At 43.5% G+C, this 18,830-nt stretch carries 14 protein-coding genes and 3 tRNA genes; 13 read left to right on the forward strand and 4 right to left on the reverse strand.

Going from position 1 to position 18,830, the window contains the following annotated elements; all coding sequences use genetic code 11:
- Positions 1 to 38 precede the first annotated feature (38 nt).
- Positions 39 to 728: an HAD-IA family hydrolase gene (locus tag VPNCDNU1_RS26150; RefSeq protein WP_104403097.1), complete on the forward strand. Its 690-nt coding sequence runs from the start codon at positions 39 to 41 to the stop codon at positions 726 to 728.
- A 537-nt stretch (positions 729 to 1,265) separates the two neighbouring features.
- Here the strand turns inward: VPNCDNU1_RS26150 and VPNCDNU1_RS26160 are convergent.
- Positions 1,266 to 2,474, reverse strand: a complete 1,209-nt coding sequence (locus tag VPNCDNU1_RS26160; protein ID WP_104403099.1) for an aromatic amino acid transport family protein — start codon at positions 2,472 to 2,474, stop codon at positions 1,266 to 1,268.
- Positions 2,475 to 2,990: 516 nt separating this feature from the next.
- Between VPNCDNU1_RS26160 and VPNCDNU1_RS26165 the strand changes: the two genes are divergently transcribed.
- The 3 genes from VPNCDNU1_RS26165 to VPNCDNU1_RS26175 all read left to right on the forward strand — a co-directional run bounded on the left by VPNCDNU1_RS26165 (position 2,991) and on the right by VPNCDNU1_RS26175 (position 6,262).
- Positions 2,991 to 3,590 (forward strand): acyl carrier protein phosphodiesterase, encoded by a 600-nt coding sequence (locus tag VPNCDNU1_RS26165; protein WP_104403100.1) that lies wholly within the window; start codon positions 2,991 to 2,993, stop codon positions 3,588 to 3,590.
- A 71-nt stretch (positions 3,591 to 3,661) separates the two neighbouring features.
- The gene (locus VPNCDNU1_RS26170; protein WP_104403101.1) at positions 3,662 to 4,912 is read left to right on the forward strand and encodes a DEAD/DEAH box helicase; all 1,251 of its coding nucleotides are present in this window, start codon (positions 3,662 to 3,664) and stop codon (positions 4,910 to 4,912) included.
- Between the two features lie 138 nt (positions 4,913 to 5,050).
- On the forward strand, positions 5,051 to 6,262 hold the full coding sequence (locus VPNCDNU1_RS26175; RefSeq protein WP_104403102.1) for a glycerophosphodiester phosphodiesterase family protein: 1,212 nt from the start codon (positions 5,051 to 5,053) through the stop codon (positions 6,260 to 6,262).
- A gap of 153 nt (positions 6,263 to 6,415) precedes the next feature.
- Here VPNCDNU1_RS26175 and ltaE read toward each other — a convergent pair whose 3' ends face one another.
- Together ltaE and VPNCDNU1_RS26185 are read right to left on the reverse strand one after the other, a co-directional pair.
- Positions 6,416 to 7,435: a low-specificity L-threonine aldolase gene (ltaE, locus tag VPNCDNU1_RS26180; RefSeq protein ID WP_104403103.1), complete on the reverse strand. Its 1,020-nt coding sequence runs from the start codon at positions 7,433 to 7,435 to the stop codon at positions 6,416 to 6,418.
- A gap of 2 nt (positions 7,436 to 7,437) precedes the next feature.
- On the reverse strand, positions 7,438 to 7,962 hold the full coding sequence (locus VPNCDNU1_RS26185; protein WP_104403104.1) for an NUDIX hydrolase: 525 nt from the start codon (positions 7,960 to 7,962) through the stop codon (positions 7,438 to 7,440).
- 279 nt (positions 7,963 to 8,241) lie between these two features.
- On the opposite strand from VPNCDNU1_RS26185, the gene VPNCDNU1_RS26190 reads away from it, so the two are divergent.
- From VPNCDNU1_RS26190 to VPNCDNU1_RS26210, 5 genes are all read left to right on the forward strand, one after another.
- Positions 8,242 to 9,900 carry an ATPase RavA domain-containing protein gene (locus VPNCDNU1_RS26190; RefSeq protein WP_104403105.1) on the forward strand — a complete coding sequence of 553 codons (1,659 nt, stop codon included), beginning with the start codon at positions 8,242 to 8,244 and terminating at the stop codon, positions 9,898 to 9,900.
- A 14-nt stretch (positions 9,901 to 9,914) separates the two neighbouring features.
- Positions 9,915 to 11,363: an ATPase RavA stimulator ViaA gene (viaA, locus tag VPNCDNU1_RS26195; RefSeq protein WP_104403106.1), complete on the forward strand. Its 1,449-nt coding sequence runs from the start codon at positions 9,915 to 9,917 to the stop codon at positions 11,361 to 11,363.
- A gap of 193 nt (positions 11,364 to 11,556) precedes the next feature.
- Positions 11,557 to 11,630, forward strand: a tRNA-Cys gene (locus VPNCDNU1_RS26200).
- An 84-nt stretch (positions 11,631 to 11,714) separates the two neighbouring features.
- Positions 11,715 to 11,801 (forward strand) — tRNA-Leu (locus VPNCDNU1_RS26205).
- A gap of 299 nt (positions 11,802 to 12,100) precedes the next feature.
- A tRNA-Cys gene (locus VPNCDNU1_RS26210) sits at positions 12,101 to 12,174 on the forward strand.
- A 40-nt stretch (positions 12,175 to 12,214) separates the two neighbouring features.
- On the opposite strand, the gene VPNCDNU1_RS26215 is transcribed toward VPNCDNU1_RS26210, so the two are convergent.
- Positions 12,215 to 13,615 carry an alpha-amylase family protein gene (locus tag VPNCDNU1_RS26215; protein ID WP_104403107.1) on the reverse strand — a complete coding sequence of 467 codons (1,401 nt, stop codon included), beginning with the start codon at positions 13,613 to 13,615 and terminating at the stop codon, positions 12,215 to 12,217.
- Positions 13,616 to 13,977: 362 nt separating this feature from the next.
- Here VPNCDNU1_RS26215 and VPNCDNU1_RS26220 point away from each other — a divergent pair, with 362 nt between their 5' ends.
- From VPNCDNU1_RS26220 to cydX, 4 genes are all read left to right on the forward strand, one after another.
- On the forward strand, positions 13,978 to 15,402 hold the full coding sequence (locus VPNCDNU1_RS26220; protein WP_104403108.1) for an aminotransferase-like domain-containing protein: 1,425 nt from the start codon (positions 13,978 to 13,980) through the stop codon (positions 15,400 to 15,402).
- A 211-nt stretch (positions 15,403 to 15,613) separates the two neighbouring features.
- A complete protein-coding gene (locus tag VPNCDNU1_RS26225; protein WP_104403109.1) occupies positions 15,614 to 17,200 on the forward strand; it encodes a cytochrome ubiquinol oxidase subunit I in 1,587 nt (528 codons plus the stop codon).
- Between the two features lie 12 nt (positions 17,201 to 17,212).
- Complete coding sequence (gene cydB, locus VPNCDNU1_RS26230) at positions 17,213 to 18,349, forward strand: cytochrome d ubiquinol oxidase subunit II (protein WP_104403110.1); 1,137 nt, start codon at positions 17,213 to 17,215, stop codon at positions 18,347 to 18,349.
- A 10-nt stretch (positions 18,350 to 18,359) separates the two neighbouring features.
- The gene (cydX, locus tag VPNCDNU1_RS26235) at positions 18,360 to 18,470 is read left to right on the forward strand and encodes a cytochrome bd-I oxidase subunit CydX (RefSeq protein WP_104403111.1); all 111 of its coding nucleotides are present in this window, start codon (positions 18,360 to 18,362) and stop codon (positions 18,468 to 18,470) included.
- Positions 18,471 to 18,830 lie beyond the last annotated feature (360 nt).

An 18,830-nucleotide genomic window follows, 5' to 3' on the forward strand; every position in this document is an offset into this window, starting at 1 on the left:
ACAACACTGAAATTTCTCTCAGAGGAGTTGGGTGGAATATGGATAAAATACGTTGCGTTATTTTTGATTGTGAAGGCACCTTGGTTGATAGCGAAACATTATGCTGTCAGGCGATTGTCGATGTATTCGCCCATTTTAACAAGCCTATATCGCTTGAAGATTGCCTCAGTCATTTTCAGGGTGGGAAGCCCGCCGATATCTTGTCTGAAACTTGCCATCGCTTAAACTGCAACTTATCTCTCGACTTACTGGAGCCTTTATATAGAGATAGAAAACAGACTTTGTATGAAGCTAAGCTCAAGTCTGTAAAGGGAGCGAGCTACCTGCTAAAACAGCTCCAACAAATGGGTATAAATGTCTGCATAGCGTCTAATAGCGAAAGTGACAGAATTGCACACGCTCTTGAACTCACAAATTTAGATGGTTTTTTCCACAACGCCATTTACAGCGCATTTGATGCAAACAGCTGGAAACCAGAACCCGATCTACTCCTCTATGCGGCTCTGAATATGGGGGTTTCTCCAAAAGAGTGTATTTATGTTGACGACACACTGAAAGGGGTGGAAGCAGGCATAAAAGCGAGGATGCAAACATACTATTACCGTCCGAGTCAGCCAGAGTATCAAGTTGATCATGCTCTGGTACACACCATATCCAACATAGAAGAACTGCTAAAATCGCTGGAAGAAAAAGACCCTCAATTTAATTTGAATTTTTCAGCACTTTAAATGGTAAATCACATCAGTTCTAATGCTCTGGATTTCAATTTCAACTAATAGCAAAAAGGCACCTTTCGGTGCCTTGTTTAAATCGATCTAACTGATTATTGCATCTTCATTAATGCACTGTTTCAGGGTTTTTCTCTTCGGGTGCTTCTTCCTTCGAAACCTTTCCACACTGCTCGCATATTAACGTTTTACCATTTTCGGAAATCAAATAATCTTCACTGCCACAATTTGGGCAGGAGCAAACAGGTTTAGTCTCATATTGGATTTGAGTGAAGCTTAAAAATTTCAACGGCATATCAACCTCACTATAAACTGGAAGTAACGTCACACAAAAAAGGTTTGGGTTGCATTAACCGCTTGCTGCAACAACGTTTTTGAATATAGCAGTCGAGTTTTTAGAAATCTATTTGCGTTTCCGATATGTTACCAGATTCACTTGGAAGTGCGCCAAGATTCAAATTTTTTGAATGTAGTTTGATAAAATCAGCGATCTAGCTTGCAAAACGAAATCAGTTTGCAAGCGTTTGTGATCGAAATCTATCCAGTGGATGCTAAAAATCCGAAAGAAATTAAAAGTTGTGTCGTGATAATAACGATACCGGCTATCGTACATATAACAAGGCTTAACGAGCCGCCCACTACTTTATATTCAAACTCTTCTGAGTGAATTTTCCTCGCTCTATGAGCCATATTGACAGGAAGGAAAATAGCGAGCACAACGAGTGCAATTGCTGCATAACCTAATGCCATAATGAAACCTTGGGGGTAGTACAAAGCAAATGCCATTGGTGGAATAAATGTAATGGCTGCTGTGCGGGTTCTTGATGCCTTGACGACCGATTTAAGGCTGTCTCCCAAAAACTCAAACAACCCCAAACTGACACCCAAAAATGACGTGAGCAGCGCTAGGTCGGCGAATACGGCAATGGCATTTTTGATGGTTCCCGATTGAGAAGCATTAGTAAGCGAAACCATAAGTGCACTTAACCCACTTTGATTGGCAAGATCACTCTGGCTTAACACACCCAACGTCGAGATTTGCCAGAGTATGTACAAGAGCAAGGGTAAAGATGCACCAATAACCAGCGCTACCCTTAAGCCTTTTATGTCTTTGTTTAGGTATTTTACGATTGCGGGGATACTGCCGTGAAACCCAAATGACGTGAAAATAACTGGGAGAGCAGAAATTAGTAAGCCCTGTTGTAAGGGCATATTCACCAAGTAACCCGTATTTATCCCTGGCGCTAGAACATACAAAGCCACACCCATAGCGATAATTTTCACTGAAAACAACACTCGATTAATTTTATCGACCGACGCCGTGCCCATGGTGACAATCGCCGCTACGATGACAGTAAACAAAACGGTAGATGTTTCTTGGCTGATTGAAAAATTCACATTGGATACTAAGCGTTGATGAAACTGCCCACCACCTCCAGCAATATAGGCCGCACAAAGCGCATAGAACAAAAAGAGCATTGCACAGCTCGCGACCCATTTCCCTTTTTGTCCAAGGAACTGCTCAGCAAGCGTGTGGAGAGTGGCATCATGATCGGCAAATTGATGTACTTCCAGCATAAGAAGAGCGGTGTAGACCATTAATAGCCATATAAAAAGCATGATGACTAACGACGCCAAAAAGCCAATGCCTGCTGATGCAAGGGGCAGGGCTAACATTCCTGCTCCTATTGTTGTTCCAGCAATAATCAAAGTGCTGCCAAAGATCCGAGATTTTTGTGTGTTCATTATTTTTTACAACTTAGTGTTTTTAGGGCAAGTTGAGCAGTCAGAAATGATGAAATAACCAACTTTATTAGATTTTTAGGAATGTGCCAGAACGTGGTTAATGATACAAATATGCATGTAAACTAAAATAAACTTTAGTTGTATTGATATGTTTACAGTGGCTGTTTGAAGGTAATTTCTAGAGGTAAGTCAAAATTTCATTGAAGCAGCAACGAATTTTAATATGAATTTCCGGTCTATTGATATATAGCTGATTGATAGAGGACGATGGTACTACACCTTTGAGACTCACGATGGGTGCAGTAACCGGTTAATGGTCCCTTTCCGAATCCTGTGGCTACGCAGGATATAGGTCTATATTCCCATTCAGAGGAAGATGTATGATTGAAGAACGTAATGAAGAAGAAAGCCTTGAGCTTCTAGATGCAATGGAGATCGGGCTAAACTTGTCAAGCTACTTACTGGAAGAACTATCGGAAGACGAATGCTGATCGCTCAGTAACTTATTTCCTCTTCATGAACTATCTCGCCCATCTTCATATTGCCGATCATTGTAAAAGCAATTTGTTAGGAAACTTATTAGGAGACTTTGTTAAAGGGTCTCCCGAAGGTCGTTATAACAAAGACATTGTTGATGGCATCAAGCTTCACCGATTTGTTGACTCATATACCGACACACACCACCTGGTTAAATCGCTAAAACCACTTTTCCCTTCAGAATTGCGGCGCTATTCTCCCATTGCACTTGATATGTTTTGGGATCATTGCCTAGCAAATCGATGGGAAGAGCATCATAGCCAGTCACTTCAACAATTCTGTTCACACTCGGAGCAGCTCGTTAAACTAAACCAGCCTAGTACGCTGCCTTCGCGTTTTGTCACCATGTCTTCACATATGTGGGAAGGTCGATGGATGGAATCCTATGCTGATCTTGAAAACATCCAGTTTGCGTTATCTCGCATGGCGATGCGCAGACCAAAGCTAGAAAAGCTGAGTCAATGCTCGCAAGTGTTGGCTCAACAATACGATCCACTTATTGAAGCATTTGACACGCTTTACCCTGATGTTCTTGCGCAATCAAAACAGTTTTTCCACCGGCTTATGATCAAAAGCTAGTTGCTGGCATCTTTAGGCAGTTTGGGTATACAATCCGCGCTTCTTGTTACTGCTCCCGGATTTTGTGAACCATGTCTTTCGAACAACTCGGCTTACAGCCAGCCATTCTTTCTCGCCTTTCTAAACTCAACTTCAAAGAGGCCACACCTGTCCAAGAGCGCGCGATACCGCTTGTTCTGCAAGGAAAAGATGTTCTGGCAGGGGCACAGACAGGAACCGGTAAAACGGCCGCTTATGGTTTACCCATCATTCATCGACTCATCGAAAGCCCTAAGCCACTAAAAGACAAACTCGTACGTGGGTTGGTTCTGGTTCCAACGCGAGAGCTCGCGCAGCAAGTACTGGATAACCTAACCGATTACGCAGAAGAGCTCGATATAAAAGTACTCGCTGTTTATGGTGGAACGAGCATGAAAGTGCAAACCGACAATCTAAAGGGTGGAGTAGATATATTGGTTGCCACCCCTGGAAGGCTACTGGATCATGTGTTTACGAAAAACATTCAGCTGGCAGAGACAGAAGTTCTCGTTTTAGATGAAGCTGATCGTATGTTAGATATGGGTTTCATGCCTGATATTCAGCGAATACTCCGCAAGCTGAATGATGCTCGTCAAACATTGTTTTTCTCTGCTACTTTTGCAGGCAACGTAAAAAAAGTTGCCTACAAGATACTAACTGATCCTGAAGAGGTTCAAGTTACGCCAAGCAATTCAACGGCTGAAACTGTAAAACAGATGGTCTACCCAGTAGATAAAAAGCGCAAAGCTGAACTTTTGGCTTATTTGATTGGATCGCGAAACTGGCAACAAGTGTTGGTGTTTACTAAAACCCGAGAGGGATCAGATTCATTGGTGAAAGAGCTTAAATTGGATGGAATCAAAGCGGCATCTATTAATGGAGACAAAAGCCAAGGCGCAAGACAAAAAGCACTGGATGACTTTAAATCGGGAAAAGTCAGAGCGTTGATAGCGACAGATGTAGCCGCAAGAGGTTTAGATATTCACCAGTTAGAGCAAGTCGTGAACTACGATATGCCCTATAAAGCGGAAGACTACATTCACAGAATCGGTAGAACTGGCCGTGCGGGTAGCGATGGATTTGCTATTTCACTGATGAGTAGAGATGAAGAATACTTGCTCAAGGCCATTGAGAACTTGTTGGATAAGCGTTTACCACAGGAGTGGTTAGCGGGTTTTGAGCCTAGTTTGGTTGAAGAGCTTTCAGAAGATAAACCAAGAAAGCGTCAAAGCCGAAGTGCAGAAAAGCGCAAAATGAAAGCAAAAATGAATATTCACAAAGGTCGTGGTAAATCTAAGAAATAGAGCGTTTGATTAAGAATTGGTTTAATACTGAGTTTTTTATCACCTACATAAAAGTGCCATAAGTTATTCACTCGTTTGTCATTTCAGGTAATTAACGTGTCTTCTTCAAAACAAGAAATAGCTGACAGGAGTCACCAAATGAAGAGTTTATTTAAGGCGATTACAGCAGTGGTATTGCTTGGTTCGTCGGTTAATGCCAATGCACACGAAACAGTACAACTTGGACCTCGCCCGTTCTATTTGATAGAGGACATGGACAGCGGAGCGCTTAAGCGTAAGCTACAAAACTGCAGTTCAGGTCCTTTTTACCGCAGTGATTTCTCCATTGGTCACCGCGGAGCGCCAATGCAGTTTCCAGAACACACCAAAGAATCTTATCTTGCCGCCATTCAAATGGGGGCAGGAATACTTGAATGCGATGTTACCTTTACCAAAGATAAAGAATTGGTATGTCGTCATTCACAAAGCGATTTGCACACCACTACCGATGTACTCGCGCACCCAGATCTCGCTAAAAAGTGTACCGTACCATTCCAACCTGCCAACCCAACAACGGGTGAAAAAGCGAAAGCTGAATGCCGCACCTCAGACTTCACGTTAGCTGAATTTAAACGCCTAAAAGGAAAAATGGATGGTGCTAACGCTATGGCGACAACCGTAGAAGAGTACATGAATGGTACAGCCGGCTGGAGAACGGATTTGTATTCCAGTAAGGGTACATTGCTCACACATGCAGAAAGTATCACGTTGTTTAAAAAGCACGGGGTAAAGATGACGCCTGAACTAAAATCTCCCGCGGTTGAAATGCCGTTCAATGGTTTTACCCAAGAAATGTACGCAGAGAAGATGGTGAGTGAATATCGTTCTGCGAACGTTCCCGCAAGCGATGTCTTTGCTCAATCATTTAATCTTGATGACGTGAAATACTGGATTCAGAACAACCCAGAGTTTGGTAAGCAGGCGGTGTATTTGGATGATCGCGTCTACAACGACGAAAACTTCAAGCCAACATTGCAAGGAATGAAAGATCTAGTGGCTTCGGGTGTGAAAATTATTGCACCGCCAATGTACGCATTAGTGACATTAGATTCTTCTGGCAAAATTGTCCCGTCTGAATATACCAAATTGGCTAAGAAAGCGGGCTTAGACATCATTACTTGGACACTTGAACGTTCAGGACCATTAGGAAATGGTGGTGGTTGGTACTACCAATCCATCAAAGACGCGACCAACAATGATGGCGACACCATGGTGCTGCTGGATGTATTGGCGAAAGAGGTGGGTGTACTGGGCGTGTTCTCAGACTGGCCAGCAACCACGACTTACTATGCGAACTGCATGAACATGTGACTCGTTGCTATTACTAGGTCAACCGACCCTAGAAGTTTAGGTTTATACTGAAAGGTAGGATGGATATAAAAAGGGAAGACTACACTCTTCCCTTTTATCGTTTTTCGCCAAAAAGAAATGGCAGCAAAAACGGTATTTGAAACGACAACTTACTTAAACTTGCGGTGTTCCGACCAAATCAGAAATGTGTTTTGTCAGTATTTCAATATCTTGCGAAGACACATCTTTGTGAGTCACAAATCGAACAGGGTTTCCGGGGCTGATTGTAATGCCTTGTACTTTAAGTTTTTCCGCAATGCCAACAATATCGACATGCTCATCCAGCTTTGCAAACACGATATTGGTTTGTACCAATTCTGGCTTTACATGAAACCCTGGGATCTCGGCTAAATTTAATGCCAATTGTTTCGCATGCTTATGATCCAACTTGAGCTGTTCAACTTGCTCTGTCATGGCCAGCTTTCCGGCAGCCGCGAGCATACCGACTTGGCGCATTGCGCCCCCAAGCATCTTCCGAATACGTCGCGCTTTATTGATCAACTCTTTATCGCCGAGAAGAAGCGAACCAATAGGGGCAGACAAACCCTTAGATAAGCAAATGGTCATAGAGTCGAAGTGTTTGGCTATCTCTTGAATATCCACATCCAATGCAACAGCGGCATTGTAAACACGGGCACCATCGAGATGGAGTTGCAATCCGTGTTGGCGTGTAAAAGCCCGAGCTTCTTCTAAATAGCTTAGTGGAAGCACTTTTCCGTTAATGGTGTTTTCTAAGCTCATCAATTTTGTTTGAGCAAAGTGGAAATCATCCGGCTTGATTACTGCCGCCGCTTTCTTAAGGCAAATGGTTCCGTTTGGTTGATTCTCGATAGGCTGAGGTTGAATGGATCCTAATACGGCTGCGCCTCCACCTTCGTACTTATAGTTATGCGCTTGCTGACCGCAAATGTACTCGTCTCCACGTCCACAATGGCTCATTAACGCGAGTAGGTTGGCTTGTGTACCGGAACTCGTAAATATTGCGGCTTCAAAGCCGTGTCTTTGCGCTGTCCATTGTTCCAATTCATTTACCGTTGGGTCGTCCCCATACACATCGTCGCCCAGTAAGGCTTCCGACATGGCTTTTTTCATATTTAGAGTAGGTAGTGTTACGGTGTCAGAACGAAAATCCATTGTCATTGATCCTTCAAATATCCACACAATTTGGCTTTGTAAATGCAGGCGATGGTTTTGGCGTCGGTGAGTTCGCCTTGTCGAATAGCAGCTTCGATTTCGCTCATGGAAAAAGGAAGAAGCTCAATAATTTCATCTTCATCGCAGGCTAGACGATTGGTTTGTTCAAGTTGTTTCGCGACGAACAAGTGTTGAATTTCGTCACAGAAACCAGCGAGCGGCGTCACTTGTCCTAATGAAAACCATTCAGATGCGCTGTAACCAGTTTCTTCTTCAAGTTCTCTTTTTGCACAGGTTTCAGGGGATTCGTTGAGTTCCTTGGTACCAGCGGGAACCTCAAGCAACCATTTTTTCAAAGAAGGACGATATTGCTTAATCAGTAAAATTCGGTTGTCCGAAAAAATGGGCAGTATAACGGCAGCGCCGGGGTGCACTATGGTGGTATGGGTAATGTCATTTCCATTCGGAAGTTGAACATCCTCCTCGCAAAGCTCTATATTTTTCCAACTGTGGATCGTGCGGGACATAGCTTTTCCATCGCTTTTTTATTGATACTGCCTGCCAGTTGATTGTTTTGTAAAGCTCCAATAGAAAAAAAGTCCAACTTTTGACGTTTCTATTACAACCATCAATGTGTATTTGATGAAAACCTCATTTACGTAATCATAGATTTCCTTTCCATGGTTTTTCTGTAGATCTGCTATAAGAGTCTAATAAAACAAGATATTACTTGTAACAAAGTGATAACAAATGTATAAAAATGCTAATATGCTTATACCCATGTTGCCTAATACAGAGGTGCCTAAATGTTAGGTTCAAATCATCCCAGCCATGCTCAAAAGGCACTGCTTTCAGAACGAATTAATAAACTGGTTCATGCACTTTCCGATGGAGTATATGAAAGAGAGCATACTATTAAGCTGTGCTTACTCGCCGCATTGTCTGGCGAAAGTGTTTTCTTACTCGGCCCTCCTGGGATAGCAAAAAGTCTTATTGCGAAACGCCTTATTCAAGCGTTTGATAACAGTTCCTACTTTGAATACCTGATGACACGTTTTTCCACACCTGAAGAGGTGTTCGGCCCCCTTAGCATTCAGGAATTGAAAGACAACGGAAAATACGTTCGCTTAACGAAAGGGTACTTGCCGACGGCGCAAGTCGTTTTCTTAGATGAAATTTGGAAAGCGGGACCAGCAATATTGAACACTTTGTTAACGGTGGTGAACGAAAAGACGTTCAAAAATGGTAACGAGATCGAAAAAGTGCCGATGAGGCTATTGGTTTCTGCTTCGAACGAATTGCCCGATGAAGACAGTGGATTGGAGGCACTCTACGACCGGATGTTGGTTCGTGTGTTCGTTAACCGAATTCAAGACAAGCAAAACTTTCGCTCCATGCTAACCGTGGGGACAGCGCAAGAAGCGCAAGTACCAGAAGGCCTTGCCATCACAAACGATGAATATCATTTGTGGCTAGAAGAGCTTGATAAGCTCTCGTTATCCGAATCGTGCTTTGAAAAACTTTACCAATTGAAGTCGATGCTTGAACAGCGTGTCGATGAAGCGGTCGATATTTCTGAAACAGATATGTATGTGTCGGACAGGCGTTGGAAAAAAGCGGTTAAATTGTTGAAAGCCAGCGCGTATTTCAATGGTCGCGATACCATTAATCCATTGGATCTTTTGTTGCTTCAAGACTGTTTATGGAATAGCCCTGATTCACGAGATATTGTTGAAGAGGTTGTCCGTGAGTTCGCCATTCATTCGGCGTTTGATCAAGGCACCATTAGCCAGCAAATAGAAACGTGCAAAGAAGAGTTGGACGATATTCAAGAAGAGCTTGAGAGCCAATATGCGATGCACCTTTCAATGGACAGCACGGGCAAGTTACTGAAAAAAGAAATTCACCATTTCGATACGAGCAACGCCAAGCGTTACCAAGTCGGTCGTGACTCTGGGCTCGTCAAACTGGCACTCCTTCAAAGTAACATGTCTGTTTGGGAAGGAGAAAAAGGTAACACTCGTTGGGTTTACCTTTCTATGACGGAACTAGAGCGTGTCATCAAAGAAGGAGGTGGTGATGCCTATGGTTACGTGAACCAAAACACCAACCTTGGACGGCTTAAATTTGGTTTAAATGCCGATGAGCAGCTGGTGGTTAAGGACATCGCCAATCGCTCGGTACTGGTGACTTTAGTAACGAAAGACGGGTTAGATAACGGCGTGTTCGAAGAGTGGAGTGCGAAAGCCAGCCATGCTTTGGAACAACTTACTCACGCCGAGCATCACCTACTTCAGGTTAAATCTGATTTCCATGGCGCTTTACCGCACAGTTTTATCGACCCTGAATTGCCTACTCAAATGGAAGCCAGCATTCAATCTATTAGTCAGCGTCTAGAATCAACTAAAGCGCAGTGTGAAAAAAGCGCATTTCGGATTAAGCACCTGAATGAGTATTTCGAGTAGGTTAGGGGTGAATCATGTTAGGAGCAGATAGCTTAAACCTCGCATTGATGATTGCAGAATCCGGTTTAATCGATACTGCGGTCAACGATCTAATGGCTCGATCTCAGGTAATGATGGTGGTCGATAACAACCGGGGTGTAAAAACCTCCATGAAAAACCATCTATTGAAATGGCGGGGTAAAGTTAAAAAGAAAATGACGAAGGTGTGTGAAACGGAGCACTTTCGTAATGAACTTGCCCTCTATCAAGAAGTCATTCATTGGACTGAAGATGAGTTCTTTCTAAAGATAAACGATGTATTAAAACGCCTAGAGTGGCATTCGGCGTTTTATTTGCCGGCCCGACGTTTACTCGAAAAGAATAAAGGGGTGAACAACCCTATGTTCCCTCATTACTTTTGCGACCAGTGGTACAAAAGCTTGAGTGAAGCCCTGCAACAGGCACAAGTAACAGAACTGGAAGCCGATAAAGAAAAGCTACTGCTCGACCTGTATCAACGCATCGAAACCATGAAAAATATGGATAAAGTGTCTGAATCCGGTGATGAAGGGCAAATTGGTAAGCTGTGGGACATGGCGTCGGCTAAATTGTCGAAATCTGACATTTCTACCATGAAGCACCATGCCGAATTTTTGAAGAAAAACGGCACGTTGCAAGACATCGCCGAGCAACTTGGCCGAATGGCCAGTGAAGTGTCTGATCCCGATTTGAACAAAGCGCCTAATGAAGAGTTGAAAGTTGTAGAAGAGAAAAGCGACGAAGCAACAGACGATATTGTCGGCATTCACGAAAGTGACGATTTAAATAAGCTGTTGCCCAATGAAACTATGTTTTTGGCTTATCCTGAATTGGAAGTAATTTTCTACAAACATTTGATCGACAAACGTTTGATGAACTACAAAACACAAGGCAAGTCTCGCAAGCTCCGCAAAGTCAGAGCAAAAACGCCAGACAATGCAGAGGTAGAGATAGAGAAAGGTCCGTTTATTATTTGCGTCGACGCTTCAGGATCAATGAGTGGATTCCCTGAGCAATGCGCAAAAGCAATGGCGTACGCATTGATGCAAATAGCGCTAGCAGAGGGAAGAGAGTGCTATGTGATCATCTTCTCTACCGAGCAAATCACTTACGAATTAACTAAACAAGATGGTTTGCGTGAGGCAAGTGATTTCCTTTCTTATACGTTTCATGGTGGGACGGATATCGATCCTGTTATCGAAAAGTCCATAGATTTAATGTCGACCGATAAATATCGCAATGCGGATCTGGTGGTCATTTCGGATTTCATCGCTCCGAAGCAACCGGAACATATCTTGGAAAAAGTAAATCAGCTTAAGGAAAAGTCAAACCGCTTCCATGCCATTAGTTTGTCTAAGTATGGCAACCCACAGCTGATGTCGATGTTCGATCATTGTTGGTCGTATCATCCAAATTTAGTGGGTCGAATGTTTAAGAAGTGGTAAGAGGTCGCGTCTTTTCGATTTTTGATTCAGTTTGTGGTTAGTGATTTTTGGGCAAATAGAGATCAAACCATCATCGCTTTGCTTTATTAATCAGCAACCGAATGAAAAACATAAATTTTTATTTGACTCCTGATGATGAATCCGTAAAGTGTGCATCGAACGCAACGGAGCAGATAGCTTCAGCGATTCAATTGGCGCCTTGGCAGAGTGGCTATGCAGCGGATTGCAAATCCGTGGACCTCGGTTCGACTCCGGGAGGCGCCTCCATTCAAATTGAAAGATATGGTAAATATTACGATATCTTGATGGTGTCTTAACTCTTCAGTTAGCAGCATCGCAACAAGTTTGCGTGCCCTGGTGGTGGAATTGGTAGACACAAGGGATTTAAAATCCCTCGGCGTTCGCGCTGTGCCGGTTCAAGTCCGGCCCGGGGCACCATCAATATGAATTTTTTAGTGAACTGTTATTGAGATTTATAATCTCAGCGCTCGAACTGACCGGCCGAAATGTCGGACCATCAATTCCGGTCCGAGGCACCATCATTTTAATTTTGATAATAAATTGTTATTGAGATTTATAATCTCAGCGCTCGAACTGACCGGCCGAAATGTCGGACCATCAATTCAGGCCCGGGTCACCATCATTTTAATTTTGATAGCAAATTGGTATTGAGATTATATATCTCGAACTGACCAGTTTTATCTGCTATCAAAAACCTCACATAAAAAATCAGAAATGGCGCCTTGGCAGAGTGGCTATGCAGCGGATTGCAAATCCGTGGACCTCGGTTCGACTCCGGGAGGCGCCTCCATTACCTTTTTTATTGCCCCTATCGACTCTATCAACGCAATCTAAAGCTTATACATTCTCGCACTGCGCGCAGGCAGCTCGAATGTGTGGTAACGAGAATCTACTGTCGTCTGAGCACCCGATAACGTATCGGTGTAGGGCATATACCAATTAAATTCGTGCTGGTATGTATCAACAGTTACATTGCGAGATTCACCACATTTGTTAATGCCCACCACACCCACTTTCCCACGTTTAAAAAGTAACGAGCACGCATCGCTATGCAGCATGGTCATTGGTTGTCCTTGCATCGCATTATGAAAACGCAGCATGTTCTTCATGGTATTATTGTTCCACACGTTCGCCCAGCGACCATTATCTCTGTCCTCATGATCAGGCAACTCATCACTGTAGATAAGTGGTGTTCCACCGTCTCTTCCCAACACGTAGGCATACGCGAGTTCTTCATCCTTCGGATCCATTATTTGATGGCGAAATCCGTCGTTGTTCGGAATATCGTGAGTAACGGTAAAGGTGATGGCTCGTGTCCCTTCCAACGCTTGTCCGTATGCGAGCGGATCGTGCAGCAAGTTCATGCTGCCATTAAACGAAAACGCTCTGCGTATCGAAGCAAATAGGGGGAAATCGTATGCCGAGTGGTAGGTATCGTTCAGGTAGGGGGCTAAAAAACCATCGTAGCCTGCATTTCCTCTGCCGCCATCGGTTATGACTTCGCCGAAAACATGCATGCCTGCCGTAATCTCTTGGGTAAAGATCTGGTTTATATGGTGTGGGCTCATGTGCTTAACGGCATCAACTCGAAAACCTTTCACCCCCATATTTTTCAAAGCTTGTAAATATTGGCGCTGTTGATTCACGACCCATTGATTGGGGGTCAAATCGGGTAATCCTGTATCGCCGCTCGCACCACACAATCGCCAGTACTGAACGTGACCTGGGTTATTCCAATCGGTGATACACCCAGCTGGGTGAAAGTCGGAGGAGGAGTACTGGTTATCGCTTAGATTGCCAAACAAGGTTTGGTTTTGATAGTACGCGGGTTGTGATGCATAGTCTTGCAGAACGTCACTACCGGGATAGTTTAGCCCATCGACTTTTAATGACTCGTTCGCCATGTGATTCATGACAACATCGGCGTAAACCGCCACCTGATGACGGTTGAGAGCGTCAATCATTGCTTGAAGATCTTGTTTGTTTCCAATAGGCGAATCAATCACTCTAAAATCGAGTGGCTGATAGCGAGCCCACCATTGATCGCCACGTGATTTCATAGCCGGGGAAATTAAAACCTTCTTATAACCCGCTTGCGCAATTTGCTCTGCCTTCGCGGTTACATCGGAGTATTTCCAGTTAAATGCATGGAGAATAGCTTCTGCAGAAGCCAATTGAGGTACAGAGAAGCTAGCCAAAGCTGCGAGGGTCAGTGTCGTTATTTTTTGCATAGGGTTTGTCTCTTATTGTTGGTGAATGCAAAAAATATATTTATAGATACATAAGTAAAGATGGCTGAGATATAAATTTGAAAGACAATCAACATGTGTATGGGTGAAAAATACCAAATTGTGTATTTGTTAAAGTTTTGCTTCAGTATCGAGGGAGATGGATAATACTATCTTAATGTGTGACGGTGTCACATTTTGAGCTATTTAAATTAGGCAAAACTTAAATTAGGCAAATACACAAATTAATCAGTGCTTTTGGCATATCTGAGTAGTAGGGCGTTCAATCGGCTTGTATTAACCCTATGAGACTATTATATTTTCTGCACTTTGACGTTATTTGAGTATTGTAAGGAATTAACGCCATGAAAAAACCGCAAAAACTCGCTCATGAGTTGAAGAAACAAATAGAGCATAAAATCTGGCAGAGCGGTGAAAAAATTCCTTCAATACGAGAAACGTGTAAGCGCTATGGTTTGAGTATTGAAACGGTTTTGCAGGCCTATCAGTTGTTGGAAAACCAAGGTTACGTAAAATCGAAACCCAAATCTGGTTACTTCGTTTTGCCAAGAAGAACGGTAGAAGTTCAAAGCCAAAATGAACGTAAAAAGCTTCAGCCTTTTCCTGTCAAAATCAGTGATCTTTTGTACGATGTGGTACAAAGGGCAAAAGACCCAAGTATTATTCCACTCAGTTCAGCCTTTCCCGATCCCGCCCTGTTTCCGCACCAAGCGTTATCCCGAAGCCTTGCCAACGCAAGCAGGCAAATGCCAAGTAACAGTATGCTAACCAACCTACCGCCGGGGAGCGAATCTTTACGTAGGCAAATTGCCCAGCGATATCAGCACCGGGGTGTGAATGTTTTGCCCGACGATATTGTGATTACCTCGGGTGCGATGGAAGCACTGAGCTTAAGCTTGCAGTCGTGCACTGAGCCAGGCGATCTGGTTGCCATCGAATATCCAGCGTTTTATGGTGCGTTGCAAGCCATCGAAAGGTTGAACTTAACTGCAGTTGAAATACCTACAGATGCCGTGAATGGTCTTGATTTAGGGGCTTTGGAATCTGCGCTTGCTACCATGGATATAAAAGCGTGCTGGTTTATGACGTACGCGCAAAACCCCGTTGGTTACAGCTTGTCTGAAGAGAAAAAGAGAGATCTCGCTACTCTCGTTGCTCAATATCACGTCCCAATGATTGAAGATGATGTGTATGGCGAGCTATACAGTGGGGCAACCGCACCATTACCTGCTAAAGCGTATGATGAATCTAACCACATAATGCTATGTGGCTCGTTTTCTAAATCGCTTTCTCCGGGGTTTAGAATCGGCTGGGTGGTTGCTGGGGATCGAGCGCTATCTATTCAACGTTTGCAGCATCTTTCAACGTTATCCACCAGTATTCCTATTCAATTGGCGCTCTCTCATTATTTGACCTTCTACAATTACGACAATCATTTAAAAAAATTAAGGAAAATACTCAACGATCGAAAAAAAGCCTACATCGAATGCTTGAAGAAAACTCTCCCTAAGAGTGCGAAGGTTAAAGCGTTCAATGGTGGGTATTTTGTTTGGGTTGAATTAGAACCGAAAGTGAATGTAGAAACGTTGTATGAAGCGGCGTTGAAAGACAATATTTCAATCGCTCCTGGGATCATTTTCAGTAGCGATAAACTGTTTAGCCATCACCTAAGAATCAACACATCATATCCATGCGACGATAGGATTCTGGCGGCAATCACTCAACTGGGTACTCTGATTCGGGCGTTATCTGACTCTGTAAATAGGTAGCGAGTCGATAGGAAAAACTCACTCATTCCGCTTTTTGCTCAAAAAACTGTTCTATTTTTTGTTCCATAATCTGTTCTAGTTAGAAAATCCTCCCTTATGTTGGAATAGCCCGCGAAATCGAGCTTAGATTTGCGAGCTTTCCAATTCTAATTGTCTTTTAAAGCAAACAAGTTGGCTCGGTAACAATGTTAGCTGATGTTTTGGAGCTTTAATGTTTGATGTTATAGAGCTATCGCGTTTGCAGTTCGCCTTAACTGCGATGTTTCACTTCCTGTTTGTGCCACTTACCGTCGGTATGTCTTGCCTACTTGCCATCATGGAATCTGTCTATGTGATGACTGGTAAAGTCATTTACAAAGACATGACTCAGTTCTGGGGGAAACTTTTTGGAATCAACTTCGCGCTCGGTGTTTCCACGGGTTTAACCATGGAGTTCCAGTTTGGTACTAACTGGTCTTATTACTCGCACTATGTCGGTGACATATTTGGTGCCCCTTTGGCGATTGAGGCTTTAGTTGCCTTCTTTCTCGAATCCACGTTCGTTGGTTTGTTCTTTTTCGGCTGGGATAGGCTAAGCAAACGTCAGCATCTGGTTGCGACTTGGCTGGTGGCGTTAGGGTCTAGCTTTTCAGCACTATGGATATTGGTTGCTAACGGGTGGATGCAAAACCCCGTTGGTTCTGAATTTAACTACACCACCATGAGAATGGAAATGGTGAGCTTTGCCGAGGTTGTGCTAAATCCGGTAGCACAGGTGAAATTCGTACACACCGTCGCTTCCTCCTACACCTGCGGAGCAATGTTTATTCTCGGTATCAGTGCGTACTACTTGTTAAAGGGACGAGATGTGGCGTTTGCGCGTCGCTCTTTTGCCATCGCTGCCTCATTTGGTATGGCTTCTATCGTTTCAGTGATCATTTTGGGTGATGAATCCGGATATGAATTGGGCGATGTCCAGAAAGTAAAGCTTGCCGCGATAGAAGCGGAATGGCACACGGAACCTGCACCCGCAGCATTTACTGTAGTCGGTATTCCGGATCAAGAAAATATGCGTAACGACTACGCGATTAAAATTCCGTACGTCATGGGGATAATTACAACGCGTTCACTGACAGAGCAAGTGACGGGACTTATTGATTTGCGTGAAGAGCATGTAGAACGTATCCGCAATGGCATGCTGGCTTATGAGTTACTTGAAAAACTCAGGGCAGGCGATCAAACAGAGCAGTCATTGCAACAGTTTGACGCGCTGAAACAAGATTTAGGGTACGGGTTACTCCTTAAGCGCTACACCGATAAGGTGTCCGACGCCAGTGAAGAGCAGATACAACTCGCAGCCGACGACTCGATTCCAACGGTTTGGCCACTGTTTTGGTCATTCAGAATTATGGTCGGGTGTGGATTCATTATGCTGTTTGTTTTTGGCATGGCTTTCGTACAAACCTGTCGTCAAAAAATCACCCAAAAATCTTGGGTATTGAAAGCGGCTTTGTTCAGTATTCCACTGCCTTGGGTAGCAATTGAAGCGGGCTGGTTTGTTGCGGAATATGGCCGACAACCTTGGGCGGTTGGAGAGATTCTTCCTGTTGATGTGGCGGCCTCTGCGTTACCTGTTTCGGATTTGATCTTCTCTTTAGCCGTGATACTTGCGCTGTATACCGTATTTATGATTGTTGAAGCTTATTTGATGGTGAAGGTGGCACGAAAAGGACCAAGCAGCTTAAAAACAGGGCGATATCATTTTGAAAATCAGCAAGATGATGTTCAAACCCATATTTCTAAGCAAGTGATGGCGTAAAGGAGAATAAAGATGTTTGATTACGATACGCTTCGACTTATTTGGTGGGCATTGATTGGTGTTTTGCTCATTGGTTTTATGATCACCGACGGCTTTGATATGGGGGTAGGAGCACTATTACCATTTATTGGGCGCACTAACACTGAACGCCGAGTAATGATTAACTCTATTGCCCCACATTGGGATGGCAACCAAGTTTGGCTTATTACCGCAGGTGGCGCGCTATTCGCGGCTTGGCCCCTAGTTTACGCTACGTCTTTTTCAAGTTTTTATGTAGCGATGTACATTACGCTTATTGCGTTGTGGTTTCGCCCATTAGCATTGGAATATCGCGCAAAAATAGAGAGTGAAGCTTGGCGCCGCAGTTGTGATATCGCCATTTGTTTCTCGGGGACCATTCCTCCCATTATGTTTGGTGTCGCGTTTGGCAACCTTATTCAAGGTATTCCGTTTCAATTGAATTCCCTTCTTATGTCAAGTTACCACGGGACGTTTTTCGATTTGCTTAACCCGTTTGCCTTATTATGCGGTGTTGTTGGTCTGTTAATGGCGCTGATGCAAGGCTCTGCGTGGTTATCGATGAAAACCGGTGGTGAAGTGTATAAACGTGCCAATAAGATCTCCAAATGGGTTGGCGTTGTTTTGACGCTGTGTTTTGTTGCCGGAGGCTGGATGTTAACCAAGGTTAACGGCTACGAAATAGTGGAACAACTAGGTGCAAATGCAGATTCAAACCCATTGATAAAGTCGGTGGTTCAAGGTGAAGGGCTATGGTTTAAAAACTATGTTTTGTACCCAGCGTTTTGGATAGCGCCTATCCTAGGTATTACTTTACCTTTACTTGCGAGCATTATGTCTGGCTTTTCTAAAAATGGCTGGGCGTTTATGTTCAGCAGCCTTGCCAATGCCGCCATCATTGCAACAGCAGGTTGTACAATGTTTCCCTTTATCATTCCTTCCAGCCACAGCCCTAATCACAGCTTAACGTTATGGGATTCGACATCAAGCGAACTTACGTTGAATGCGATGACCATTGTGGCGTTCGTTATGGTGCCTACCATTCTTTGTTATACGGCATGGAGTTACTACAAAATGTTTGGTCGATTGGATACCCAATTTGTCGAAAATAACAGTCGGTCGTTGTATTAGGAGAGTATGTATGTGGTATTTCGTATGGATTTTGGGGTTACTGCTTGCGGCAGCATTCGGCATCATTAACGCGCTTTGGCTTGAATATTCCGATTCAATGGATTCTGACACTCACGATTAGCGTGTAACTCAGCGTGTTTCGCATTGAGCCCAGTAGGTATTGCTCTGTAAAAGAGGCACATACTGGGCTTCTTACCCAATGGTTAGAGGTGATGATATTAAGTTTATTTACGAGAAATGTATGAGCTTAATACTCAAAATTGGAGGTTACCCGAGCCGCTCAATTTGACTCGAATGGGTAGGTATACTCGATAAAAGGTCAACAAGCCTTAGTTAATAGTCTTGCATAATTACACTAATTGTCAGTTTGTTAATTGATATTTACGTAAATTAGTTATTTAAATGAAATATTGCTACATATTGGTGAGCGGTTAAATGTTGTTCTTAACATATTGTTGTTAAAGGTTTGATGGTGTTATTG

The sequence above is a fragment of the Vibrio penaeicida genome (assembly GCF_002933855.1).
Taxonomy (GTDB): Bacteria; Pseudomonadota; Gammaproteobacteria; order Enterobacterales; family Vibrionaceae; genus Vibrio; species Vibrio penaeicida_A.

What these genes read in the sequence shown, in the direction of transcription:
- VPNCDNU1_RS26150 (WP_104403097.1), top strand. Translation starts at nt 39, where the DNA reads ATGGATAAAATACGTTGCGTTATTTTTGATTGTGAAGGCACCTTGGTT.
- VPNCDNU1_RS26160 (WP_104403099.1), bottom strand. Translation starts at nt 2,474, where the DNA reads ATGAACACACAAAAATCTCGGATCTTTGGCAGCACTTTGATTATTGCT.
- VPNCDNU1_RS26165 (WP_104403100.1), top strand. Translation starts at nt 2,991, where the DNA reads ATGAACTATCTCGCCCATCTTCATATTGCCGATCATTGTAAAAGCAAT.
- VPNCDNU1_RS26170 (WP_104403101.1), top strand. Translation starts at nt 3,662, where the DNA reads ATGTCTTTCGAACAACTCGGCTTACAGCCAGCCATTCTTTCTCGCCTT.
- VPNCDNU1_RS26175 (WP_104403102.1), top strand. Translation starts at nt 5,051, where the DNA reads ATGAAGAGTTTATTTAAGGCGATTACAGCAGTGGTATTGCTTGGTTCG.
- ltaE (WP_104403103.1), bottom strand. Translation starts at nt 7,435, where the DNA reads ATGGATTTTCGTTCTGACACCGTAACACTACCTACTCTAAATATGAAA.
- VPNCDNU1_RS26185 (WP_104403104.1), bottom strand. Translation starts at nt 7,962, where the DNA reads ATGTCCCGCACGATCCACAGTTGGAAAAATATAGAGCTTTGCGAGGAG.
- VPNCDNU1_RS26190 (WP_104403105.1), top strand. Translation starts at nt 8,242, where the DNA reads ATGTTAGGTTCAAATCATCCCAGCCATGCTCAAAAGGCACTGCTTTCA.
- viaA (WP_104403106.1), top strand. Translation starts at nt 9,915, where the DNA reads ATGTTAGGAGCAGATAGCTTAAACCTCGCATTGATGATTGCAGAATCC.
- VPNCDNU1_RS26215 (WP_104403107.1), bottom strand. Translation starts at nt 13,615, where the DNA reads ATGCAAAAAATAACGACACTGACCCTCGCAGCTTTGGCTAGCTTCTCT.
- VPNCDNU1_RS26220 (WP_104403108.1), top strand. Translation starts at nt 13,978, where the DNA reads ATGAAAAAACCGCAAAAACTCGCTCATGAGTTGAAGAAACAAATAGAG.
- VPNCDNU1_RS26225 (WP_104403109.1), top strand. Translation starts at nt 15,614, where the DNA reads ATGTTTGATGTTATAGAGCTATCGCGTTTGCAGTTCGCCTTAACTGCG.
- cydB (WP_104403110.1), top strand. Translation starts at nt 17,213, where the DNA reads ATGTTTGATTACGATACGCTTCGACTTATTTGGTGGGCATTGATTGGT.
- cydX (WP_104403111.1), top strand. Translation starts at nt 18,360, where the DNA reads ATGTGGTATTTCGTATGGATTTTGGGGTTACTGCTTGCGGCAGCATTC.